15 protein-coding genes are annotated in these 17,965 nt (G+C 50.3%); 4 read left to right on the top strand and 11 right to left on the bottom strand.

Annotated elements, in window-relative coordinates; translation table 11 throughout:
• The first annotated feature begins 64 nt into the window (after nt 1-64).
• Nucleotides 65-1,072 carry a nucleoid-associated protein YejK gene (yejK, locus tag FTE26_RS16990; RefSeq protein ID WP_000050789.1) on the top strand — a complete coding sequence of 336 codons (1,008 nt, stop codon included), beginning with the start codon at nt 65-67 and terminating at the stop codon, nt 1,070-1,072.
• Between the two features lie 138 nt (nt 1,073-1,210).
• On the opposite strand, the gene rplY is transcribed toward yejK, so the two are convergent.
• Together rplY and FTE26_RS16980 are read right to left on the bottom strand one after the other, a co-directional pair.
• Complete coding sequence (gene rplY, locus FTE26_RS16985) at nt 1,211-1,495, bottom strand: 50S ribosomal protein L25 (protein WP_000494183.1); 285 nt, start codon at nt 1,493-1,495, stop codon at nt 1,211-1,213.
• Nucleotides 1,496-1,619: 124 nt separating this feature from the next.
• Nucleotides 1,620-3,380 (bottom strand): DEAD/DEAH box helicase, encoded by a 1,761-nt coding sequence (locus tag FTE26_RS16980; protein WP_001296832.1) that lies wholly within the window; start codon nt 3,378-3,380, stop codon nt 1,620-1,622.
• 148 nt (nt 3,381-3,528) lie between these two features.
• Here FTE26_RS16980 and rsuA point away from each other — a divergent pair, with 148 nt between their 5' ends.
• The 3 genes from rsuA (at nt 3,529) to FTE26_RS16965 (ending at nt 6,119) form a co-directional block, all read left to right on the top strand.
• The gene (rsuA, locus tag FTE26_RS16975; RefSeq protein WP_085674644.1) at nt 3,529-4,224 is read left to right on the top strand and encodes a 16S rRNA pseudouridine(516) synthase RsuA; all 696 of its coding nucleotides are present in this window, start codon (nt 3,529-3,531) and stop codon (nt 4,222-4,224) included.
• 27 nt (nt 4,225-4,251) lie between these two features.
• The gene (gene bcr / locus FTE26_RS16970) at nt 4,252-5,442 is read left to right on the top strand and encodes a multidrug efflux MFS transporter Bcr (protein WP_000213392.1); all 1,191 of its coding nucleotides are present in this window, start codon (nt 4,252-4,254) and stop codon (nt 5,440-5,442) included.
• 332 nt (nt 5,443-5,774) lie between these two features.
• Nucleotides 5,775-6,119 (top strand): YejG family protein, encoded by a 345-nt coding sequence (locus FTE26_RS16965; RefSeq protein WP_000202798.1) that lies wholly within the window; start codon nt 5,775-5,777, stop codon nt 6,117-6,119.
• Nucleotides 6,120-6,122: 3 nt separating this feature from the next.
• Here the strand turns inward: FTE26_RS16965 and yejF are convergent, their stop codons facing one another.
• The 9 genes from yejF to FTE26_RS16920 form a co-directional block, all read right to left on the bottom strand.
• Nucleotides 6,123-7,712 carry a microcin C ABC transporter ATP-binding protein YejF gene (yejF, locus tag FTE26_RS16960; protein ID WP_000194940.1) on the bottom strand — a complete coding sequence of 530 codons (1,590 nt, stop codon included), beginning with the start codon at nt 7,710-7,712 and terminating at the stop codon, nt 6,123-6,125.
• Between the two features lies 1 nt (nt 7,713).
• The gene (locus FTE26_RS16955; protein WP_000088916.1) at nt 7,714-8,739 is read right to left on the bottom strand and encodes an ABC transporter permease; all 1,026 of its coding nucleotides are present in this window, start codon (nt 8,737-8,739) and stop codon (nt 7,714-7,716) included.
• Nucleotides 8,739-9,833 carry a microcin C ABC transporter permease YejB gene (locus FTE26_RS16950; RefSeq protein ID WP_000501584.1) on the bottom strand — a complete coding sequence of 365 codons (1,095 nt, stop codon included), beginning with the start codon at nt 9,831-9,833 and terminating at the stop codon, nt 8,739-8,741. The genes FTE26_RS16955 and FTE26_RS16950 overlap by 1 nt, the downstream gene beginning before the upstream one ends.
• Entirely contained in the window at nt 9,834-11,648 is a 1,815-nt protein-coding gene (locus tag FTE26_RS16945) for an extracellular solute-binding protein (RefSeq protein ID WP_001296836.1), read from the bottom strand.
• A gap of 81 nt (nt 11,649-11,729) precedes the next feature.
• A complete protein-coding gene (locus FTE26_RS16940; RefSeq protein ID WP_000470573.1) occupies nt 11,730-13,286 on the bottom strand; it encodes a cyclic di-GMP phosphodiesterase in 1,557 nt (518 codons plus the stop codon).
• Between the two features lie 180 nt (nt 13,287-13,466).
• Nucleotides 13,467-14,033, bottom strand: coding sequence for a bifunctional murein DD-endopeptidase/murein LD-carboxypeptidase (gene mepS, locus FTE26_RS16935; protein WP_000241011.1), 567 nt, complete (start codon nt 14,031-14,033; stop codon nt 13,467-13,469).
• A gap of 411 nt (nt 14,034-14,444) precedes the next feature.
• Entirely contained in the window at nt 14,445-15,158 is a 714-nt protein-coding gene (gene lpxT, locus FTE26_RS16930) for a Kdo(2)-lipid A phosphotransferase (protein ID WP_001296828.1), read from the bottom strand.
• 38 nt (nt 15,159-15,196) lie between these two features.
• Nucleotides 15,197-16,183 carry a zinc-binding GTPase YeiR gene (gene yeiR / locus FTE26_RS16925; protein ID WP_000198829.1) on the bottom strand — a complete coding sequence of 329 codons (987 nt, stop codon included), beginning with the start codon at nt 16,181-16,183 and terminating at the stop codon, nt 15,197-15,199.
• 117 nt (nt 16,184-16,300) lie between these two features.
• On the bottom strand, nt 16,301-17,767 hold the full coding sequence (locus tag FTE26_RS16920) for a mannitol dehydrogenase family protein (RefSeq protein WP_000848222.1): 1,467 nt from the start codon (nt 17,765-17,767) through the stop codon (nt 16,301-16,303).
• Nucleotides 17,768-17,965 lie beyond the last annotated feature (198 nt).

The raw sequence follows: 17,965 nt of genomic DNA, 5'->3' as shown, positions 1-17,965 counted from the left end.
TCTTTTATTGCGTCGCTTAACCGGCGGTGGTTGAATACCGCCCGGTCTTAAAGGAGAGTTTATCATGAGTCTGGATATCAACCAGATTGCTCTGCACCAGCTTATCAAGCGTGATGAGCAGAACCTTGAGCTGGTGTTGCGCGATTCATTGCTGGAACCGACAGAAACCGTCGTTGAGATGGTGGCAGAACTGCATCGGGTCTATAGCGCCAAAAATAAAGCTTACGGCTTGTTTAGCGAAGAGAGTGAACTGGCGCAGACGCTGCGCTTACAGCGTCAGGGCGAAGAGGACTTTCTGGCATTTAGCCGCGCGGCAACCGGGCGCCTGCGTGACGAATTAGCGAAATATCCTTTTGCTGACGGTGGATTCGTGCTGTTTTGCCACTACCGTTATCTGGCGGTGGAGTATCTGCTGGTGGCAGTTCTGAGCAACCTGAGCAGTATGCGCGTTAACGAAAATCTCGACATCAATCCAACCCATTATCTTGATATCAATCATGCGGATATTGTTGCGCGTATCGATTTAACCGAATGGGAAACCAATCCAGAGTCCACCCGCTATCTCACTTTCCTGAAAGGGCGAGTAGGGCGCAAAGTGGCGGATTTCTTTATGGATTTCCTCGGGGCCAGCGAAGGGTTAAACGCGAAAGCGCAAAACCGTGGGCTGTTGCAAGCGGTTGATGATTTCACTGCCGAAGCACAACTGGATAAAGCAGAGCGACAGAACGTGCGCCAGCAGGTTTATAGCTACTGTAATGAGCAGCTGCAGGCAGGCGAAGAGATCGAACTGGAGTCGCTGTCGAAAGAGCTGGCAGGCGTCAGCGAAGTGAGTTTCACGGAGTTTGCGGCTGAAAAAGGCTACGAACTGGAAGAGAGCTTCCCGGCAGACCGTAGCACACTGCGTCAGTTGACGAAGTTTGCCGGTAGCGGCGGTGGCTTGACTATTAACTTTGATGCGATGCTGTTAGGTGAACGCATCTTCTGGGATCCGGCAACCGATACCCTGACCATTAAAGGCACGCCGCCGAATTTGCGTGACCAATTGCAGCGCCGGACGTCTGGCGGCAATTAATCGGTTTTGTGTTCTGAATGCCAGATGCGGCGTGAACGCCTTATCTGGCCTGCAAAAAATAGCAATACCGTAATCAGGCATAATCTGCAGATACAAAAAACCCCGCCGGAGCGGGGTTTTTTACAACTTATTCAGCAATTAAGCGCGAACGAAGTCGATGTGCTGCAGCTTCGGTTTGTACGGGTGACGCTGTACGTCCTGAGCTTTAACTTTGATTTCTTTACCGTCAACAACGATGGTCAGAACTTCGCTGTAGAATTCAGCTTTAGCTTGCATGTTCATGACTTTGTCGTGATCCAGCTCGATAGCCAGCGGCGCTTCTTTGCCACCGTAGATGATTGCCGGGAACTTGTTAGCGGCACGCAGGCGGCGGCTCGCACCCTTACCCTGCTCTTTACGTACTTCTGCGTTGATAGTAAACATTTCTTTCTCTCTTAAATTAATCCTGCTACAGGCGACCCAGCAACAGGTAAGTGATCTGCTTTGCGTATGCAAAAGCGGGCGAGATTCTATACTCAATCGCTTTATACATCAATCAAAACTACCATTAACCGCGTAATTCGTGCGCCCGACGAAAACGACCTTCGTAATCGAACACTTTTTCACGCACTTGCCAGTACTGACCTTTCATGCGGGCAACGACAAAATCCGGGTGTCGCAATAAGGCTTGCTGGGCGAGGATATCGGCGGCGGTGATCCAGCGCAGAGGGATGCCCGGTGTGCGCGTATGCGGGCGGATAAAAAGCTGCTCGAAGGCAGTTCGCTGGGCGGGCGTTTGCAGACGGAAACGCTCACTCACATCCGCGCCGTCTTCATCGTAATAGGTGATTTTCAACCATTCGCCTTTCTCGTCGTGCTCATGCTGCAAAGACATGCCGCTACAGCGTAATACCAGCGCATCTTTCAGTCGTAGCGCCGCTTTTAACATATCATCCGGATCAACCAGTACCGTGTCACATTCGCGGCAGCGGCGAGCGGCAATATCATTTTCTGCGTTACATTGCGGGCAATTTTTAAAACGGAAACGGAAGTCACACTGTTCGCGATGACCGTCGTCATCTTCAAACCATCCCTGACAGCGGCGACCAAAGTGTTCAATCAATGTCCCGTCGGCGGTCGTTTTCCCCCAAAAGGTGTTGGCAAAACCGCAGGCAGGGCAGAAAACCTGTACCGGAACGTTGTCACTTTTGCCTTTCGGTGTACCAACTTCCGGCGCGTAGAGATCGTGAGGATTACCCGCATAATCAAGAATTAAACAATCAGTCTTGCCCGGAGCGAGACGCAGACCGCGCCCGACAATTTGTTGGTAAAGACTCACTGATTCGGTAGGGCGCAGAATGGCGATAAGATCGACGTGCGGGGCGTCAAATCCGGTGGTCAGTACTGCGACGTTGACCAGATAGCGAAAACGCTGGGCTTTAAAATCTTCAATTAACACATCGCGCTCAGCGCCGGGGGTGTCGCCAGTAATCAGTGCAGCATCTTCGGCGGGTAGTAATCCCACAATCTCTTTTGCGTGTTCAACGGTGGCGGCGAAAATCATCACCCCTTTGCGCGTTGCAGCAAACTCCATAATCTGGCTGATGATGTGCGGGGTAATACGTTGTTGTTTTTTTAGCTCGCGGTTGAGATCAGCTTCGCTGAACAGCCCGTTACTCTGTGCCTGCAAGCGGCTGAAATCGTATTGCACTACTGGCATATCCAGTCGTTCTGGCGGCGTCAGATAGCTGTGTTTAATCATATAACGCAGCGGCAGTTCATAAATGCAGTCACGGAAAAGGGCTTTCTCATCGCCGCGTACCATGCCGTGATAATGGAACTGGTAGATCCAGCCTTTGCCCAGTCGAAAAGGCGTGGCAGTCAGCCCCAGCAGGCGTAAGTGGGGATTCACTTTTGTCAGGTGAGTGAGGATTTGCTGATACTGGCTCTCTTCATCGTCACCAATACGGTGACATTCATCGACAATCAACAGCGAAAATTCACCCTGAAAGGCATCAAGATTACGGGCGACCGACTGCACACTGCCAAATACCACTTTACCGTGGCTCTCTTTACGCTTTAGCCCGGCGGCAAAAATATCGGCTTCCAGCCCCAGCGCCTGATACTTTGCATGGTTTTGCGCCACCAGTTCTTTAACGTGTGCCAGCACCAGTACGCGACCACGAGCCAGCCGTGCCAGTTCCGCTATCACCAGGCTTTTACCTGCGCCGGTGGGCAGCACGATAACGGCAGGGGTTTTATGACGACGAAAATGGTTGAGCGTGGCATCCACGGCTTCTTGCTGATATGGGCGAAGTGTAAAAATCATGGTCTCGCGTAGGTAGATTATTCTGCTAATAGTATGCCACGGTTCTTTTTCCCTTGAGGGAAGTTATTAGACCGCTATACTGGGCAGACAACAGTTCAGATTTTCGGGTCAATGCCCGACCTCCGTTTTTACAGGCAAAATCACACACATGCGACTTGATAAATTTATCGCACAGCAACTCGGCGTTAGCCGTGCTATTGCCGGGCGTGAAATCCGCGGCAATCGTGTCACCGTCGATGGCGAAATCGTCCGTAATGCAGCGTTCAAACTGCTTCCTGAACATGATGTCGCTTACGATGGCAACCCGCTGGCGCAGCAACATGGTCCACATTACTTCATGCTCAATAAGCCTCAGGGCTATGTTTGCTCCACGGACGACCCTGATCACCCAACGGTGCTCTATTTTCTGGATGAACCGGTAGCCTGGAAACTGCACGCCGCAGGACGTCTGGATATCGATACCACCGGTCTGGTGCTGATGACTGATGATGGTCAGTGGTCGCACCGCATTACTTCTCCGCGCCATCATTGCGAGAAGACCTATCTGGTGACACTGGAATCACCTGTAGCTGACGATACGGCAGAGCAATTTGCCAAAGGCGTACAGCTGCATAACGAAAAAGATCTCACTAAGCCTGCGGTGCTGGAAGTGATTACCCCAACGCAGGTTCGTCTGACCATCAGCGAAGGGCGTTATCATCAGGTGAAACGCATGTTCGCCGCTGTGGGTAACCATGTGGTTGAGCTGCATCGTGAACGTATTGGCGGTATTACGCTGGATGCTGATTTAGCCCCCGGTGAATATCGTCCGTTAACTGAAGAAGAAATTGCCAGCGTCGTCTAACTTTTCCATGACTTTCAGGAGCCCGTTGTGACCACCCGACAGCATTCGTCGTTTGCTATTGTTTTTATCCTTGGCCTGCTGGCCATGTTGATGCCGCTGTCGATTGATATGTATCTGCCCGCGCTACCGGTAATTTCAGCGCAGTTTGGCGTACCTGCGGGCAGTACGCAGATGACCCTCAGTACTTATATTCTGGGCTTTGCGTTGGGGCAGTTAATCTACGGGCCGATGGCAGACAGCTTCGGGCGTAAGCCGGTGGTGCTCGGCGGTACGCTGGTGTTTGCCGCCGCCACGGTGGCGTGTGCGTTGGCAAACACCATCGATCAGCTGATTGTGATGCGTTTCTTCCACGGGCTGGCTGCGGCTGCGGCCAGCGTGGTCATTAACGCCCTGATGCGCGATATTTACCCGAAAGAAGAGTTCTCGCGGATGATGTCGTTTGTCATGCTGGTGACCACTATTGCACCGCTGATGGCACCGATTGTCGGCGGTTGGGTGCTGGTGTGGCTGAGCTGGCATTACATCTTCTGGATCCTGGCATTAGCGGCGATTCTGGCTTCGGCAATGATTTTCTTCCTGATTAAAGAAACCTTACCACCGGAGCGTCGCCAGCCTTTTCACATTCGTACCACTATTGGTAACTTTGCGGCGCTGTTCCGTCATAAGCGTGTCCTGAGTTATATGCTTGCCAGTGGTTTCAGCTTTGCCGGGATGTTCTCGTTCTTAAGCGCCGGACCGTTTGTCTACATTGAAATTAACCACGTCGCGCCGGAAAACTTTGGTTATTACTTTGCACTAAACATTGTTTTCCTGTTCGTGATGACCATTTTTAACAGCCGCTTCGTCCGCCGCATTGGCGCGTTAAATATGTTCCGCTCGGGGTTGTGGATACAGTTTATTATGGCGGCGTGGATGGTCATCAGTGCGCTGCTGGGGCTGGGATTCTGGTCGCTGGTGGTTGGCGTTGCGGCGTTTGTGGGCTGCGTGTCGATGGTGTCATCCAATGCGATGGCGGTCATTCTTGATGAGTTTCCCCATATGGCGGGAACGGCATCTTCGCTGGCAGGAACCTTCCGTTTTGGCATAGGGGCAATTGTTGGCGCATTGCTTTCTCTTGCGACCTTTAACTCTGCATGGCCGATGATTTGGTCAATTGCATTCTGCGCAACCAGCTCCATTCTCTTCTGTCTGTACGCCAGTCGGCCGAAAAAACGGTGATCTATTGCACAACGAGGAAGCTAAAAGGCTTCCTTTGTTGATGCATGTCAACCACAAATCTATCATTCCCCCGATATATGTTTATTTTATGTAAAATCAATTTATGTAAAAAGTCACATCATTGTAGTTAAAAAGGTTGAGTTAGATCGCAGAAACGGGTACATATAGCCCCGCAAACGTGACCACGCCCGCAGATATTACTTAAATCAGAGCCATAGAGGCCACTCAGGCGAGGCATCAATCTTTACGATCTGTATAAAGACGGATTGTTGATGATGTGTTAAAATTGATGTAAACAAATTGTGAAGTAAATGTACTTCCGGGGAAAATAAGTGACTTCATTACAACTCTCAATCGTCCATCGTCTACCGCAGAACTATCGCTGGTCTGCTGGTTTCGCAGGTTCGAAGGTTGAACCGATTCCGCAAAATGGACCGTGCGGTGACAACAGCCTGGTGGCGCTTAAATTGCTTAGCCCGGATGGTGATAATGCATGGTCGGTGATGTATAAACTAAGCCAGGCGTTAAGCGACATCGAAGTTCCATGTTCGGTGCTGGAGTGTGAAGGTGAGCCGTGCCTGTTTGTAAATCGCCAGGACGAGTTTGCTGCAACATGCCGATTGAAAAATTTTGGTGTGGCAATTGCCGAACCCTTTTCAAACTACAATCCTTTTTAAGCGTCAGCTCAACGCCAGTAGCTGACGCGTATACTCCTGCTGCGGTGTGGCAAACACGCGCGCGCACGGTCCTTGTTCCACTACTTCCCCTTGTCGCAGTACGATAACCTGATGACATAACGCGCGGACAACGTGCAAATCGTGGCTGATAAACAAATAGGCCAGTTGATGCTTTTGTTGCAATGATTTCAATAGCGTCAATATTTGCGCCTGTACCGTTTTGTCGAGTGATGATGTCGGTTCATCAAGTATGATCAGCGAGGGCTTAAGAATTAATGCCCTGGCAATCGCAATACGTTGTCGCTGACCACCAGAGAACTCCGCCGGATAACGGTGGCGTGTTTCAGGATCTAATCCCACTTCATGCATCACGGCTATCACTTGTTGTTCGCGTTGTGCGGCAGAAAGCGTCGGCTGGTGAACCCGTAAGCCTTCCTCAATAATCTGCAAAACGTTGAGTCGTGGGTTGAGCGAGGAGTTTGGATCCTGAAATACCACCTGAATGCGATGACGAATAGGTAACAGCTGGCGGCGATTTAAATTTTGCAGTGGCTGACCGTCAAAGATGATGCTGCCCTGAGAATTAATCAGTCGCAGCAGCGCCAGTCCCGTCGTACTTTTCCCGGAACCGGACTCGCCCACTAAACCCAGTGTTTCACCCGCTCGTAGCGTAAAACTGATGTTTTTCACCACCACATTATGATCCACAATGCGCTTCAAAATCCCTTTGCGAATGGGGAAGGCAACCTGAAGCTGTTCAACATCCAGCAACGTTGAGGCAGGTTCTGGCAACGGCACTGGATCGCCTGACGGTTCACTGTTGAGTAGCTTTTGTGTGTAAGGATGAGTGGGTGATGCAAATAGCGTAGCGGCGTAATTTTGCTCGACACAGCGACCGTTTTGCATTACCGCCACGCGGTGGGCCAGTTTTCTGACAATGCTGAGGTTATGAGTAATAAACAGCATGCCCATATTCAGCTCGCCTTGCAGTTCGCGCAACAGCTGTAAAATCTGCGCCTGGACAGAGACGTCCAGTGCGGTGGTCGGTTCATCGGCAATTAATAATTCCGGTCGCGTTAACAGCGCCATCGCAATCATCACCCGCTGGCGTTCGCCGCCGGAGAGCTGATGCGGATAATCTGTCAGCCGTTTTGCCGCCTGGCGGATACCAACGCGATCAAGGCAGTTAAGAATTTCGCCACGAGCCGCTTCCCGACGCATCCCGCGGTGGAGTGAAAGCACTTCATAAAGCTGTTTTTCCAGGGTATGCAATGGATTTAACGACACCATCGGTTCCTGAAAAATCATGGCGATCTTATTACCGCGTACACCGCGCAACGTTTGATCGCTGACATGAAGCAGCGATTCGCCATGAAAACGAATATCGCCGGAGAGATATTCAACCGGCGGGGAAGGGAGCAGGCGTAAAATTGACAGCGCGGTAACGCTTTTGCCTGAACCTGACTCACCCACCAGCGCCAGCGTTTCGCCAGCCTCAATCTGTAGTGAAACATCATTGACTACTGTACGTACGGTTTGCTGATGGCGAAAACCCACCGACAAATTTTCAATCGCTAACAGAGTTTGCGTCATGCTACACCGCCTTATTAGGATCAAATGCGTCGCGGACGGCTTCACCAATAAAGATCAGCAAAGACAATAATATCGCCACCGACAAGAAGGCGGTGATCCCAAGCCACGGGGCCTGAAGGTTATTTTTCCCTTGTAACAGCAGTTCACCGAGTGACGGTGAACCGAGCGGTAGACCGAAGCCGAGGAAATCGAGCGAGGTCAGGGTGGTTATCGAACTACATAAAATAAACGGTAAAAAGGTGAGGGTCGCGACCATGGCATTAGGCAACATATGACGCAGGATGATACTGCGATCGCTGACGCCAAGCGCCTGTGCCGCACGAATGTAGTCGAAATTACGAGTACGTAAAAACTCCGCCCGCACCACGCCGACCAGACTCATCCAGCCAAACAAGACAGTAATTGCCAGCAGCCACCAGAAGTTAGGCTGTACGACGCTGGAAAGTAAAATAATCAAAAACAGCGTCGGCATCCCCGACCATACTTCAATAAAGCGTTGTCCCCAGAGATCGACTTTACCGCCGTAATAGCCTTGTAGCGCCCCCGCCAGCACGCCCATCACGCTGGAACAGAGAGTCAGCATCAGGCCAAACAGAACCGAGATCCGCGTGCCATAGAGAATGCGTGCCAGCACATCGCCGCCGTTGGCATCCGTTCCCAGCCAGTTTTGCCGGGAGGGTGGAGAAGGGAAGGGCTTATCGGTAGCAAAGTTGATACTGGTAGCACCAAAGCGAATCGGTGCCCACAGTACCCAGCCGTTATTTTCCAGCCGTTGTTTCAGCCACGGGTCCTGATAATCAGCCTGACTTGCCAGCGGGCCGCCAAAATCGCTTTCGCTGTAGTTTTTCAACAACGGGAAATACCAACTGCCGTCATAACGCACCAGCAACGGTTTATCGTTAGCGATAAGTTCAGAACACAAACTCAAACCAAACAAGACGAGGAAAATCCATAACGACCAGTATCCGCGACGGTTATGGCGAAAACGCGCCCAACGGGCCTGATTGACGGGGCTGAGTCGCGACATTAACGTCCCTCAAAATCTATACGCGGATCGACCAGCGTATAGCTGATATCACTGACAATATTCAGCAGCAGGCCAATCAGGGTGAAAATATACAAGGTACCAAACATTACAGGATAATCGCGCGAGACGGTCGCTTCGTAGCCCAGTAAGCCAAGACCATTGAGTGAAAACATCACCTCAATCAGCAGCGAGCCGGTAAAAAACATGCTGATAAACGTCGCCGGAAAACCGGCAATCACCAGCAGCATGGCGTTGCGGAACACATGTTTCCAGAGAATGTTTTTCTCACTTACCCCTTTCGCACGCGCGGTCACCACGTATTGCTTGCGCACTTCATCAAGGAATGAGTTTTTGGTCAGCATGGTCAGCGCCGCAAAGCCACCAATCACTGTCGCCAGCACCGGTAGCGTGATATGCCACAGATAATCGGTGATTTGCTGATACCACGGCAGCGAATCAAAGTTAGCGGAAACCAGGCCGCGTAGAGGGAACAGGTCAAAATAGCTGCCGCCCGCGAAGAAGACAATCAGCAGGATGGCAAACAAAAAGGCCGGAATGGCGTAGCCGATGATGATAAATGCGCTACTCCAGACGTCAAAGCGGCTCCCATTATAAACAGCTTTGCGAATGCCTAACGGAATCGACACCAGATAGATAATCAGCGTGCTCCACAATCCGAGGGTGATGGAAACCGGCAGACTGTCTTTAATCAGCGTCAGCACCGAGGCGCTGCGAAAAAGGCTATCACCAAAATCAAAGCGGATGTAGTCCCAGAGCATTTTGAAGTAACGTTCGTGGATCGGCTTATCGAAACCGTAGCGATGAGTGATCTCGGCGATCACTTCTGGATCTAATCCGCGTCCGCCACGGTAATTACTGTCGCTGATATTGCCGACGCCCGTTTGCGCATGGCTGGCGCGAATACCTTCACCGCCTGCGCCGGGTAATACTCCGGCATTACCAAACTCAATGGCGGCGATGGCCTGGTCGACCGGACCGCCAGGCGCAATTTGCACGATGAAAAAGTTGATAGTGATAATCGCCCATAACGTTGGGATCACCAGCAACAGACGGCGAATCAGATAAGCGCCCATCTACTCTCCCTGTTGTCTGGCTGACGGCAGTTTGGCCGCTTTATTAACGTCATACCACCAGGTATCGATACCCAGGCTGTAAACAGGGCGTACAGCGGGTTGGGAGAATTTATCCCACCAGGCGAGACGGTCTTCCGCCATGTACCACATTGGCAGCATGTAATAATTCCACGTTAATACGCGATCCAGTGCTCGCCCTAACGGCAGTAATTTTTCTTTATTTCCCTGCGCGGCAATAATTTGATTGATCAGCGAGTCGATAACCGGACTTTGCACGCCGGGGGCATTATAAGTGGAATTGATATATTCCGATGACCAGGAAATCTGTAAATCGGAACTGGGCCACGGCATCGCCCGCCATACGCGCGGCATCATGTCATAGTCGCGACTGCGCATGCGGTTGGTGATTTGCGAGTTATCCACCTTGCGAATGTCCATGTTGATACCCAGCCGTTGCAGGCTGTGCTGGAACGGCAATACCCACTGACTATTGCTGCTTGCGGGAAGCAATAATTCAAAGCTGAGTGGCTGACCCGTTGTGGCATTAACGCGTTGCTGACCCTTCAGCACCCAGCCCGCTTCGTTGAGAAGTTTGTCGGCTTTTAACAGGTTGTCACGATCGTAGCCATCGCCTTTAGATACCGGCGGCTGGTAGATTTGTGTGAAGACTTCTGACGGTAGATCTTTTTTCATTGGTGCCAGAAGCACCAGCTCCGCGGCTTCGGGGTAATTTCTGGCCGCGTATTCGGTATTCTGAAAATAACTGTTCGTGCGACTCCAGGCATTGTAAAACAACGCCTTGTTCATCCATTCAAAGTCAAAGGCGAGGGTGATTGCTTCCCGGACCCGGCGATCGCTGAATACCGGACGTTGGATATTAAACGCCAGCCAGCGCGTATCCTGGGCTGATTCGTTCTTTTGCTCATCTTTGATGATGTATTTTTTATCGAAATTTTTACCGGTATAACGCGTGGCCCAGTTTTTAGCGTCGTTTTCCATACGCAAATCAAAGGCACCTGCTTTAAACGCTTCAAAGGCGACATTATCATCGAGGTAATAATCGTAGCGAATGGTGTCGAAATTCCAGCGTCCACGGTTTACCGGTAAGTTTGCTGCCCAGTAATCTTTCACGCGGGAATAGACAATATTTTGCCCCATTTTCCAGGACGTAATTCGGTACGGACCACTGGCAAGCGGAGGCGTGGCGAGCGGATCGCTAAGTTTGTGATCCTTCCAGTACTTTTCTGGAAATACCGGCAGCGAAAACAGACTCAACATATCTTCTTTGCCGGGTTTAGCTAACTCAATGCGCACGGTTAACGGCGCAATGGCTTTGACGGTGGTGCCTTTGTAGACCAGACGAAATTGCGGCACGCCTTCGGTCATAAATTTTTGAAAAGTAAACTCTACATCGCGGGCAGTAATGGGCGAACCATCATGAAAACGGGCGCGCGGATTAATAGCGACCTCCACCCAGGAATAATCGTCAGCATAGCGTGCGCTTTCAGCAATCAGCGGGTAATAACTGCCTGGTTCGTCATCGGAAGTCGTAAATAGCGTGTCGTACAGCTGCTCGGTGCGTGCGCCCGGGTTGCCGCGCAGTGCATAGCGGTTGAAATTATCGAAGGTACCGAGGGCTGACAACGTTATCTGCCCACCTTTTGGCGCGGCGGGGTTCACATAATCAAAATGGTTGAAATTAAACGCGTACCGGGGTTCGCCCAGCACGGCAAAGGCATAGCTTTCCTTGATAGCCTGCGCCTGCGCACCAAAGGTGAACAGAGCGATAAACAGCAGCAGTATGCGCACAATCATCTGCAACGGATTTCCTTTTACTCATCATTAGCCGCAATCCGGCATGCTTTCACTATGAATAATAAGGGACGTAAGCACACCTTACCACTGCGGCGTATACGGTTTCTTTAGCCAGCGAACAAAATCGTCCAGCGGTAACGGGCGACTAATCCAGTAGCCTTGCATGAAATTAACGCCGCGTTCGCTTAGCCATCGCGCCTGTTCCGGCGTTTCGACCCCTTCAGCAACCGTCAGCATATTGAGGCGTTTCGCCAGCGTCAGCACCGCGTCAAGTACGGGTGAAGTGATCGTTTCCGTACCGATGGCGTTGATAAATCCACGGTCAATTTTCAGATAATCGAGCGTAAAACGCTCAAGATAGATAAGCGCGCTGTGCCCGGTGCCGAAGTCATCAATAGCAATTTCTACGCCGACCGAGTGCAGCCAGGCGAAGAGTTGTGTGGCTTCTTGCTCTTTCAGCATATCGCGCTCGGTAATTTCCAGCACAATCTGGAAATGGTGTGCGGGTAGGGAAGTGAGCAGTTTCTGGATATCTGCTTTAAAGCTTTCGCTGTGCAGATGGTCCGGCGCAATGTTAATGCCAAATTTGACGCCTACCGGCAGCACTTTTTCTAATTCTGCGGCATCGCGGGCAATTAACTCAAACAGGTGCTGAGTCAGCGGCACAATCATCTTTTGCGATTCGGCAAAGTTAATGAAGGCATCCGGGGGAATTTCTCCCGCGACAGGATGCCGCCAGCGTAGCAGTACTTCCAGGCCCGTTACTCGCAAAGCTTGTGTATCCACCACCGGTTGATACGCCACGTAAAATTGTTCGCGCTTGATGGCGGTCATGATTTCTCTGCCGGGGCGCATACGTACGCTCATCAGGTAATAGCAGAGCAGGCCAACGACAGTTCCACTCATGCCGCCCAGTAAAAATGCGTACCACACATCGTTCCATGTCCAGTCATCCGCATAAAGCCGAACGGTCAGAGGAATGCCCGCAATTTTAGTTTCACGGACCGGCATGTCGGTTAATTCATTAACGTTCATCAAACGTGAAGAAAAGGTAGATAGCGCAGTATTGCCAATAATGAGGGCGACGCCATCGTAATCTTCCTGCCGTGAACTATAAAAGAGAGAAGGCGTCAGGTTGAGATTCAGAGCGGCAAACACACCGCTATTTTTCAGCAAAGGGTTGCGATACCAGATGACGATTGCGGGTTTGTTCGGCACCATCGGCGTGCCGGGTAAGATCGCCATATCGACGTTTTTATTAATGTCGAGCGCCGGAATCAATTCATTGAGTGGAATGTCCATCTCACCAGTCGCAGATGAACAGAATGTTTTTTTATCTTTCACCAGCACAAACGTACGGACATTCATGCTAAACGCCGCGCGAGCGGTCAGTTCGGGGTTAGCCTGCTGGCAGGTATCTAAGGTCAGCGGCTGAAGCCGGTCAGTAGTGGATTTCAGGTCGGCAAAATAGGTATCGAGATACTTTTGTACGTCGATAATCAGTGTGTCGTATTTGACTTCGTGCTTATGCCAGGCCACTAAAAATTGAAGGCAACTCACCAGTATCGCAATCATCACGCCTGCAACAATGCAGGTAAGCAGGAGCTTACGTCCAGAATTGGGAGCGCGTATGAACATGATTCCGTTAATTTCCTGAAATTACGACAACATTTAAAAGATAACAATGACCGGACTATAGCCTGGATCAAGACGCGGAAACATCATTTTCTCTGATGAATGAAAACAAAAAAGCACTGCCTAAGCAGTGCTTTCAGTTAACTCGTCAGGATAGCCAAGGGATTGCATCCAAACGGTTTATTAGCTGCGGCTGAGAACCCGGCGTGCTTCGTTGTAACGCTTCTTCCAGTACGGTTCATTCATGCTGGAAATAATAACACCACTGCTGGTGGAAGCATGGACAAACTGATTGTTGCCGATATAAATACCGACATGGCGTCCCGTTGAACCGGCACGGAACAGAACTAAATCACCCGTACGCAAATTACTGCGGGAAACAGATTTACCCATTTCCTGCTGTTCGTAAGTCGAACGCGGAAGTTCTAAGCCAAATTGCTCACGGAATGTACGCTGTACGAAACCAGAACAATCGATACCTTTTTTAGTGCTGCCGCCCAGACGATAACGTACGCCTTTCCAGTCAGCATACTGATCCATAATTCGCGATTTTACGTCGACATTACGAACCAGGTTTTCAAATTCATCCTGAGAAGCTTGCAGTGATGATGTTTCACTACCCACTGCACGTGTCTCAGGATGCATATTCTTTGCGGTGTTATTTGCACTACATGCAGAAAGCAGAACCGCTACTGCAATCGCGGGAATCCCGCGCAAGATATATCTCAAAATCGGTTGAGATTTGACCATGTTGTTTGTTTTCCCTTGAAGTCCTTAACGACAAATATCGTTATAAAAAAATGCCAAGCGACACGAGACTAATTACCTGGGCATGTTGAAACAATTCCTTAAGGCCAAATCTGTGGACTAACGCACAAAATTATATGCTGTGAGGATAATCTACCGCCGAGGCAAAACGAGTTCGAGATTACCCGATTGGTGCGGTCTTGGCGAGCGGTTTTACATGATTTTTTATAAGAAAAAGTGATACAGAAAGTTAATAAGCGGGATTGGTCAATTAAAGTACGATTGAGTGAAACGCATGCAATCCATTCATTTACTTAGAGAATGATTTTTGCGCGCGATGGATGAAAGCACGGTGCGCATCATCAGGATTATCCTCACTATAAAAATAAGCCTGATGATGTTAATTACTGTGAGTTATTTGTTTTGGAAATGTTTGTTTTTTCCCGGTAGTGATTTGTCAAAAAAGGTGATTAATCGATCACTTAATGGCGTCAGCAACACCCAGGGCAAACCGATCAATATCACGGTCATCGAACCGACAATGATGTCAGTAAACCAGTGTGCGCCAATCATTACTCTGGGAAATGCAAAAACCACAAAAATAATAAGGGCGATAAGGCCTGCAACTTTGCCGAAATAACGCCACATGAATGCCGAAAAAATAAGCAGCATCATGCCGTGATCGCCGGGAAAGCTATCTCGTGAGGCATCTTTCGTGGGAACAGAGAGCAGTTCGCTGACGCGGTTAATATCGGTAAAAGTCAATGTTGGGCTGGCCCGTTTTACAGGAATTAATGCCTGACCCAGCTGGTTTAATACCACTGCAGTTAATAGCATGACCAGACCCATAATCACGATACGTCGTCTGCCAGGGGCGTTTTCTTTCAGCCAGAAACTCAGCATCAACATTCCCATCGCCAGCAGAGAACAACCGTCGAAAGCGCGATTGTTGGTCAATGCAACCAGCCACAAAAAGGCCTTACTTTCGACCAGTTTCTGATTAAAGAAATAAAAAATATCCGCATCAATTGGCAACCAGAATCCATGATTAACGGGAATATACCAGGAAAGAAACAGCGCGAGGCCGACAATATTCAACAACACTATTTGCGGCAAATTTTTAATCATATTTTCTCTAATTATCTTACTGAAAAACGCAGGCAACCTTACGCGGTAGTCGCTAAACGAAGCTTCAACAGCGCGCTCTGCAAAGCATTCCAGTCAGCTTCGCTGCTGGAAATCAGCTCAATACGGCTGTCCGGTGGCGCAACGTTTTGCGTTTCAATGTGCAGGTCATCGCCCTGACGGTTGATTCGTACCAGCCCTTCGGGAATACGCAGCACGCCTTTGACGCGTTCCACCGGTGCAAGTCGCGCCCATTCCAGAATGCCAATGGTGTCGAATACCGTATCAGCGTCGAATATCCAGCCGCAGGCCTGATATCCTTGCCCGCTGTTCAGACTGCGACGCCAGCGTTGATGCTCTGGCAGGCTTAACGCTGCTAACCCTTTTTTCACGACATGCTGATGAGAATGCGCGGCGCTGGCGGGCAACTCGGCTAAATTGCGACGCGGCAAATCCAGAAGATGACCGTCAACTTTCCCATGCTCACTGTGAATTAATTGTCGATCGCCACCATTTTGCTGCCACCAACGCTGTAGCGCTTGCTCACTTTCGGGCGTCGCACGGTCGGATTTATTGGCGACAATGATGTCTGCGGCAGCCAGCTGGTCACGGAAGTTTCCATTGCTGGCGCTTTTTTCGTCCAGCAGCAGGCGTGGATCGAGAATGCACAAGGTGGCGCGCAGATCTATCCACGGTTCATAGACTGGTGCGGTTAACAGATCGAGGATCTGTTTCGGATGGCCCAGCCCGGTCGGCTCTATCAACAAGCGGTCTGGTTTTCCCTGACGCAGTAAGGTATTCAACCCTACCTGCATGGGTAAACCATTAACGCAGCACATGCAGCCGCCGGGGATCTCTTTCAGCAATGCGCCGCTATCGGCGAGCAAAGCACCATCAATTCCGACTTCCCCAAATTCATTAACCAGTACCGCCCATTTTTCGTTGGGATCTTTATGGGCTAACAGATGAAGAATCGACGTGGTTTTCCCGCTGCCGAGAAAACCGGTGATGAGGTTGGTCCTGGTCACAACGGCTCCGCAATACTCTGGTAAGTTAACTGAGCGTTAATCCTGGCTAAAAAAGGCAGAAAAGAGAAGGGGAGAGCGGACGAAGGTGAGCTTCATCCGCTTTAACCGCAGAAATCGTTAAATTTTGAGGGTGTTTAATAGCGCCTGATGTGCGCCGAATTGTACGATTTGTTGCCAGGCTTGTTCGATGGCCTGCACAAAATGCGGGTTATCTGGCAGATCATCACCGAAAACTTCACGCAGGGAAAGCAGGGCGGTTACGCGTTGTTCACTGCTGCTGCCCGCAACAAGTTCGCGAATTTTATCGCTAAGCGGATCGCGAACATCAATGGCATTTCCGGCATCATCAACGCCGCTGACGTAACGCATCCAGCCAGCAACGCCTAATGCCAGCAACGACCAGTCCGTTTCGCGCCCCAGATGTATGCGAATACCTGCCAGCATACGTTGCGGTAATTTCTGGCTACCATCCATTGCGATTTGCCAGGTCTTATGTTTCAGCGCCGGATTAGCAAAACGTGCAATTAACTTGTCCGCATATTGTGTTAAATCGACATCTTTAATTTGCAGTGTCGGCGCTTGCTCATCCAGCATTAATGTTCTGGCGGCATGGCGAAATGCGCGATCCTGCATGCAATCACTGATATGGGCGAATCCTGAGAGGTAACCCAGATAAGCGAGAAAAGAGTGGCTGCCATTAAGCATCCGCAGTTTCATCTCTTCCCATGGCAGGACATCATTCACCATTTGTACACCTGCGACTTCCCAGGCAGGACGCCCAGCGACGAAGTTATCTTCCACCACCCACTGGATAAACGGTTCGCAGCTAATCGCGCAGGGATCATTCACCCCCAGATGCTGGCTGATTTCCACCAGTGATTCGTCGGTTGCAGCCGGAACAATGCGGTCGACCATGGTTCCCGGAAAACTGACGTGTTCTTTTATCCACCCGGCGAGTTCTGGCGAACGTTTTTCTGCCATTCCCAGCACCGCGTTTTTCACCACATGGCCATTGTCGGGAATATTGTCGCAGGAGAGCACGGTAAACGGTGTAAGGCCGCGCTCACGGCGGCGTTTCAGTGCTTCGACGAGAATACCCGGTGCGGAGTGAGGTTCTTCAGGGGTTTGTAGATCGTGAATAATCCGCGGATTACTGGTGTCGAGTGCACCGGTGGCCGGGTCAATACAATAGCCTTTTTCGGTAATCGTCAGGGAAACAATTGCCACCTGTGGCTCGCAAAATTTCTCAATAATTGCCGCTAAGGAATCCAGTTTTGCATTAAGGCATTCGTGAACGGCACCGACAATTATCACCTGATTGCCGTCCGCACCTTTTTCCAGCACGGTATATAAATGGTTCTGTGCGCGGAGCTGGCTCATCAGTTGATCACCGCTGAACAAGCTGATTTCACAGATCCCCCAGTCGCCGCCCTGGGCATTCAGCACACGATCGGTCAGTAACGCCTGATGAGCGCGGTGAAAGGCGCCAAAGCCAAAATGAACGATACGTGATTGCAACTGCTGGCGATCGTAGCGTGGAGCGTGTACATGATGCGGGAGCGTAACGGAGGCAATTGTCTTCATAGGAGTCACGTCTTAGTAACGATAAATTAACAATGACAGTGTAAAGTTATATGACAGCAATTGAAATTGGTCTGGATTGTTAATGCGATGAAGTGTGAGGGCGATCAATCAACGAGTGAAAATTGAGGGCGTAAGGTGTTCAGGAAGCGCAAAATAGAAGATTGGTATAATAAATTAAAAAAGGGACAGCCTGAGCTA

Source organism: Escherichia sp. S10b (assembly GCF_028421345.1).
Lineage (GTDB): Bacteria > Pseudomonadota > Gammaproteobacteria > Enterobacterales > Enterobacteriaceae > ECMA0423.
Note: the sequence above shows the minus strand (reverse complement) of the source record. Positions and strands in the feature narration are given on the sequence as shown.

What these genes read in the sequence shown, in the direction of transcription:
- rsuA (WP_085674644.1), top strand. Translation starts at nt 3,529, where the DNA reads ATGCGACTTGATAAATTTATCGCACAGCAACTCGGCGTTAGCCGTGCT.
- lpxT (WP_001296828.1), bottom strand. Translation starts at nt 15,158, where the DNA reads ATGATTAAAAATTTGCCGCAAATAGTGTTGTTGAATATTGTCGGCCTC.
- yejF (WP_000194940.1), bottom strand. Translation starts at nt 7,712, where the DNA reads ATGACGCAAACTCTGTTAGCGATTGAAAATTTGTCGGTGGGTTTTCGC.
- mepS (WP_000241011.1), bottom strand. Translation starts at nt 14,033, where the DNA reads ATGGTCAAATCTCAACCGATTTTGAGATATATCTTGCGCGGGATTCCC.
- rplY (WP_000494183.1), bottom strand. Translation starts at nt 1,495, where the DNA reads ATGTTTACTATCAACGCAGAAGTACGTAAAGAGCAGGGTAAGGGTGCG.
- FTE26_RS16955 (WP_000088916.1), bottom strand. Translation starts at nt 8,739, where the DNA reads ATGTCGCGACTCAGCCCCGTCAATCAGGCCCGTTGGGCGCGTTTTCGC.
- FTE26_RS16920 (WP_000848222.1), bottom strand. Translation starts at nt 17,767, where the DNA reads ATGAAGACAATTGCCTCCGTTACGCTCCCGCATCATGTACACGCTCCA.
- FTE26_RS16980 (WP_001296832.1), bottom strand. Translation starts at nt 3,380, where the DNA reads ATGATTTTTACACTTCGCCCATATCAGCAAGAAGCCGTGGATGCCACG.
- FTE26_RS16945 (WP_001296836.1), bottom strand. Translation starts at nt 11,648, where the DNA reads ATGATTGTGCGCATACTGCTGCTGTTTATCGCTCTGTTCACCTTTGGT.
- FTE26_RS16940 (WP_000470573.1), bottom strand. Translation starts at nt 13,286, where the DNA reads ATGTTCATACGCGCTCCCAATTCTGGACGTAAGCTCCTGCTTACCTGC.
- yejK (WP_000050789.1), top strand. Translation starts at nt 65, where the DNA reads ATGAGTCTGGATATCAACCAGATTGCTCTGCACCAGCTTATCAAGCGT.
- FTE26_RS16950 (WP_000501584.1), bottom strand. Translation starts at nt 9,833, where the DNA reads ATGGGCGCTTATCTGATTCGCCGTCTGTTGCTGGTGATCCCAACGTTA.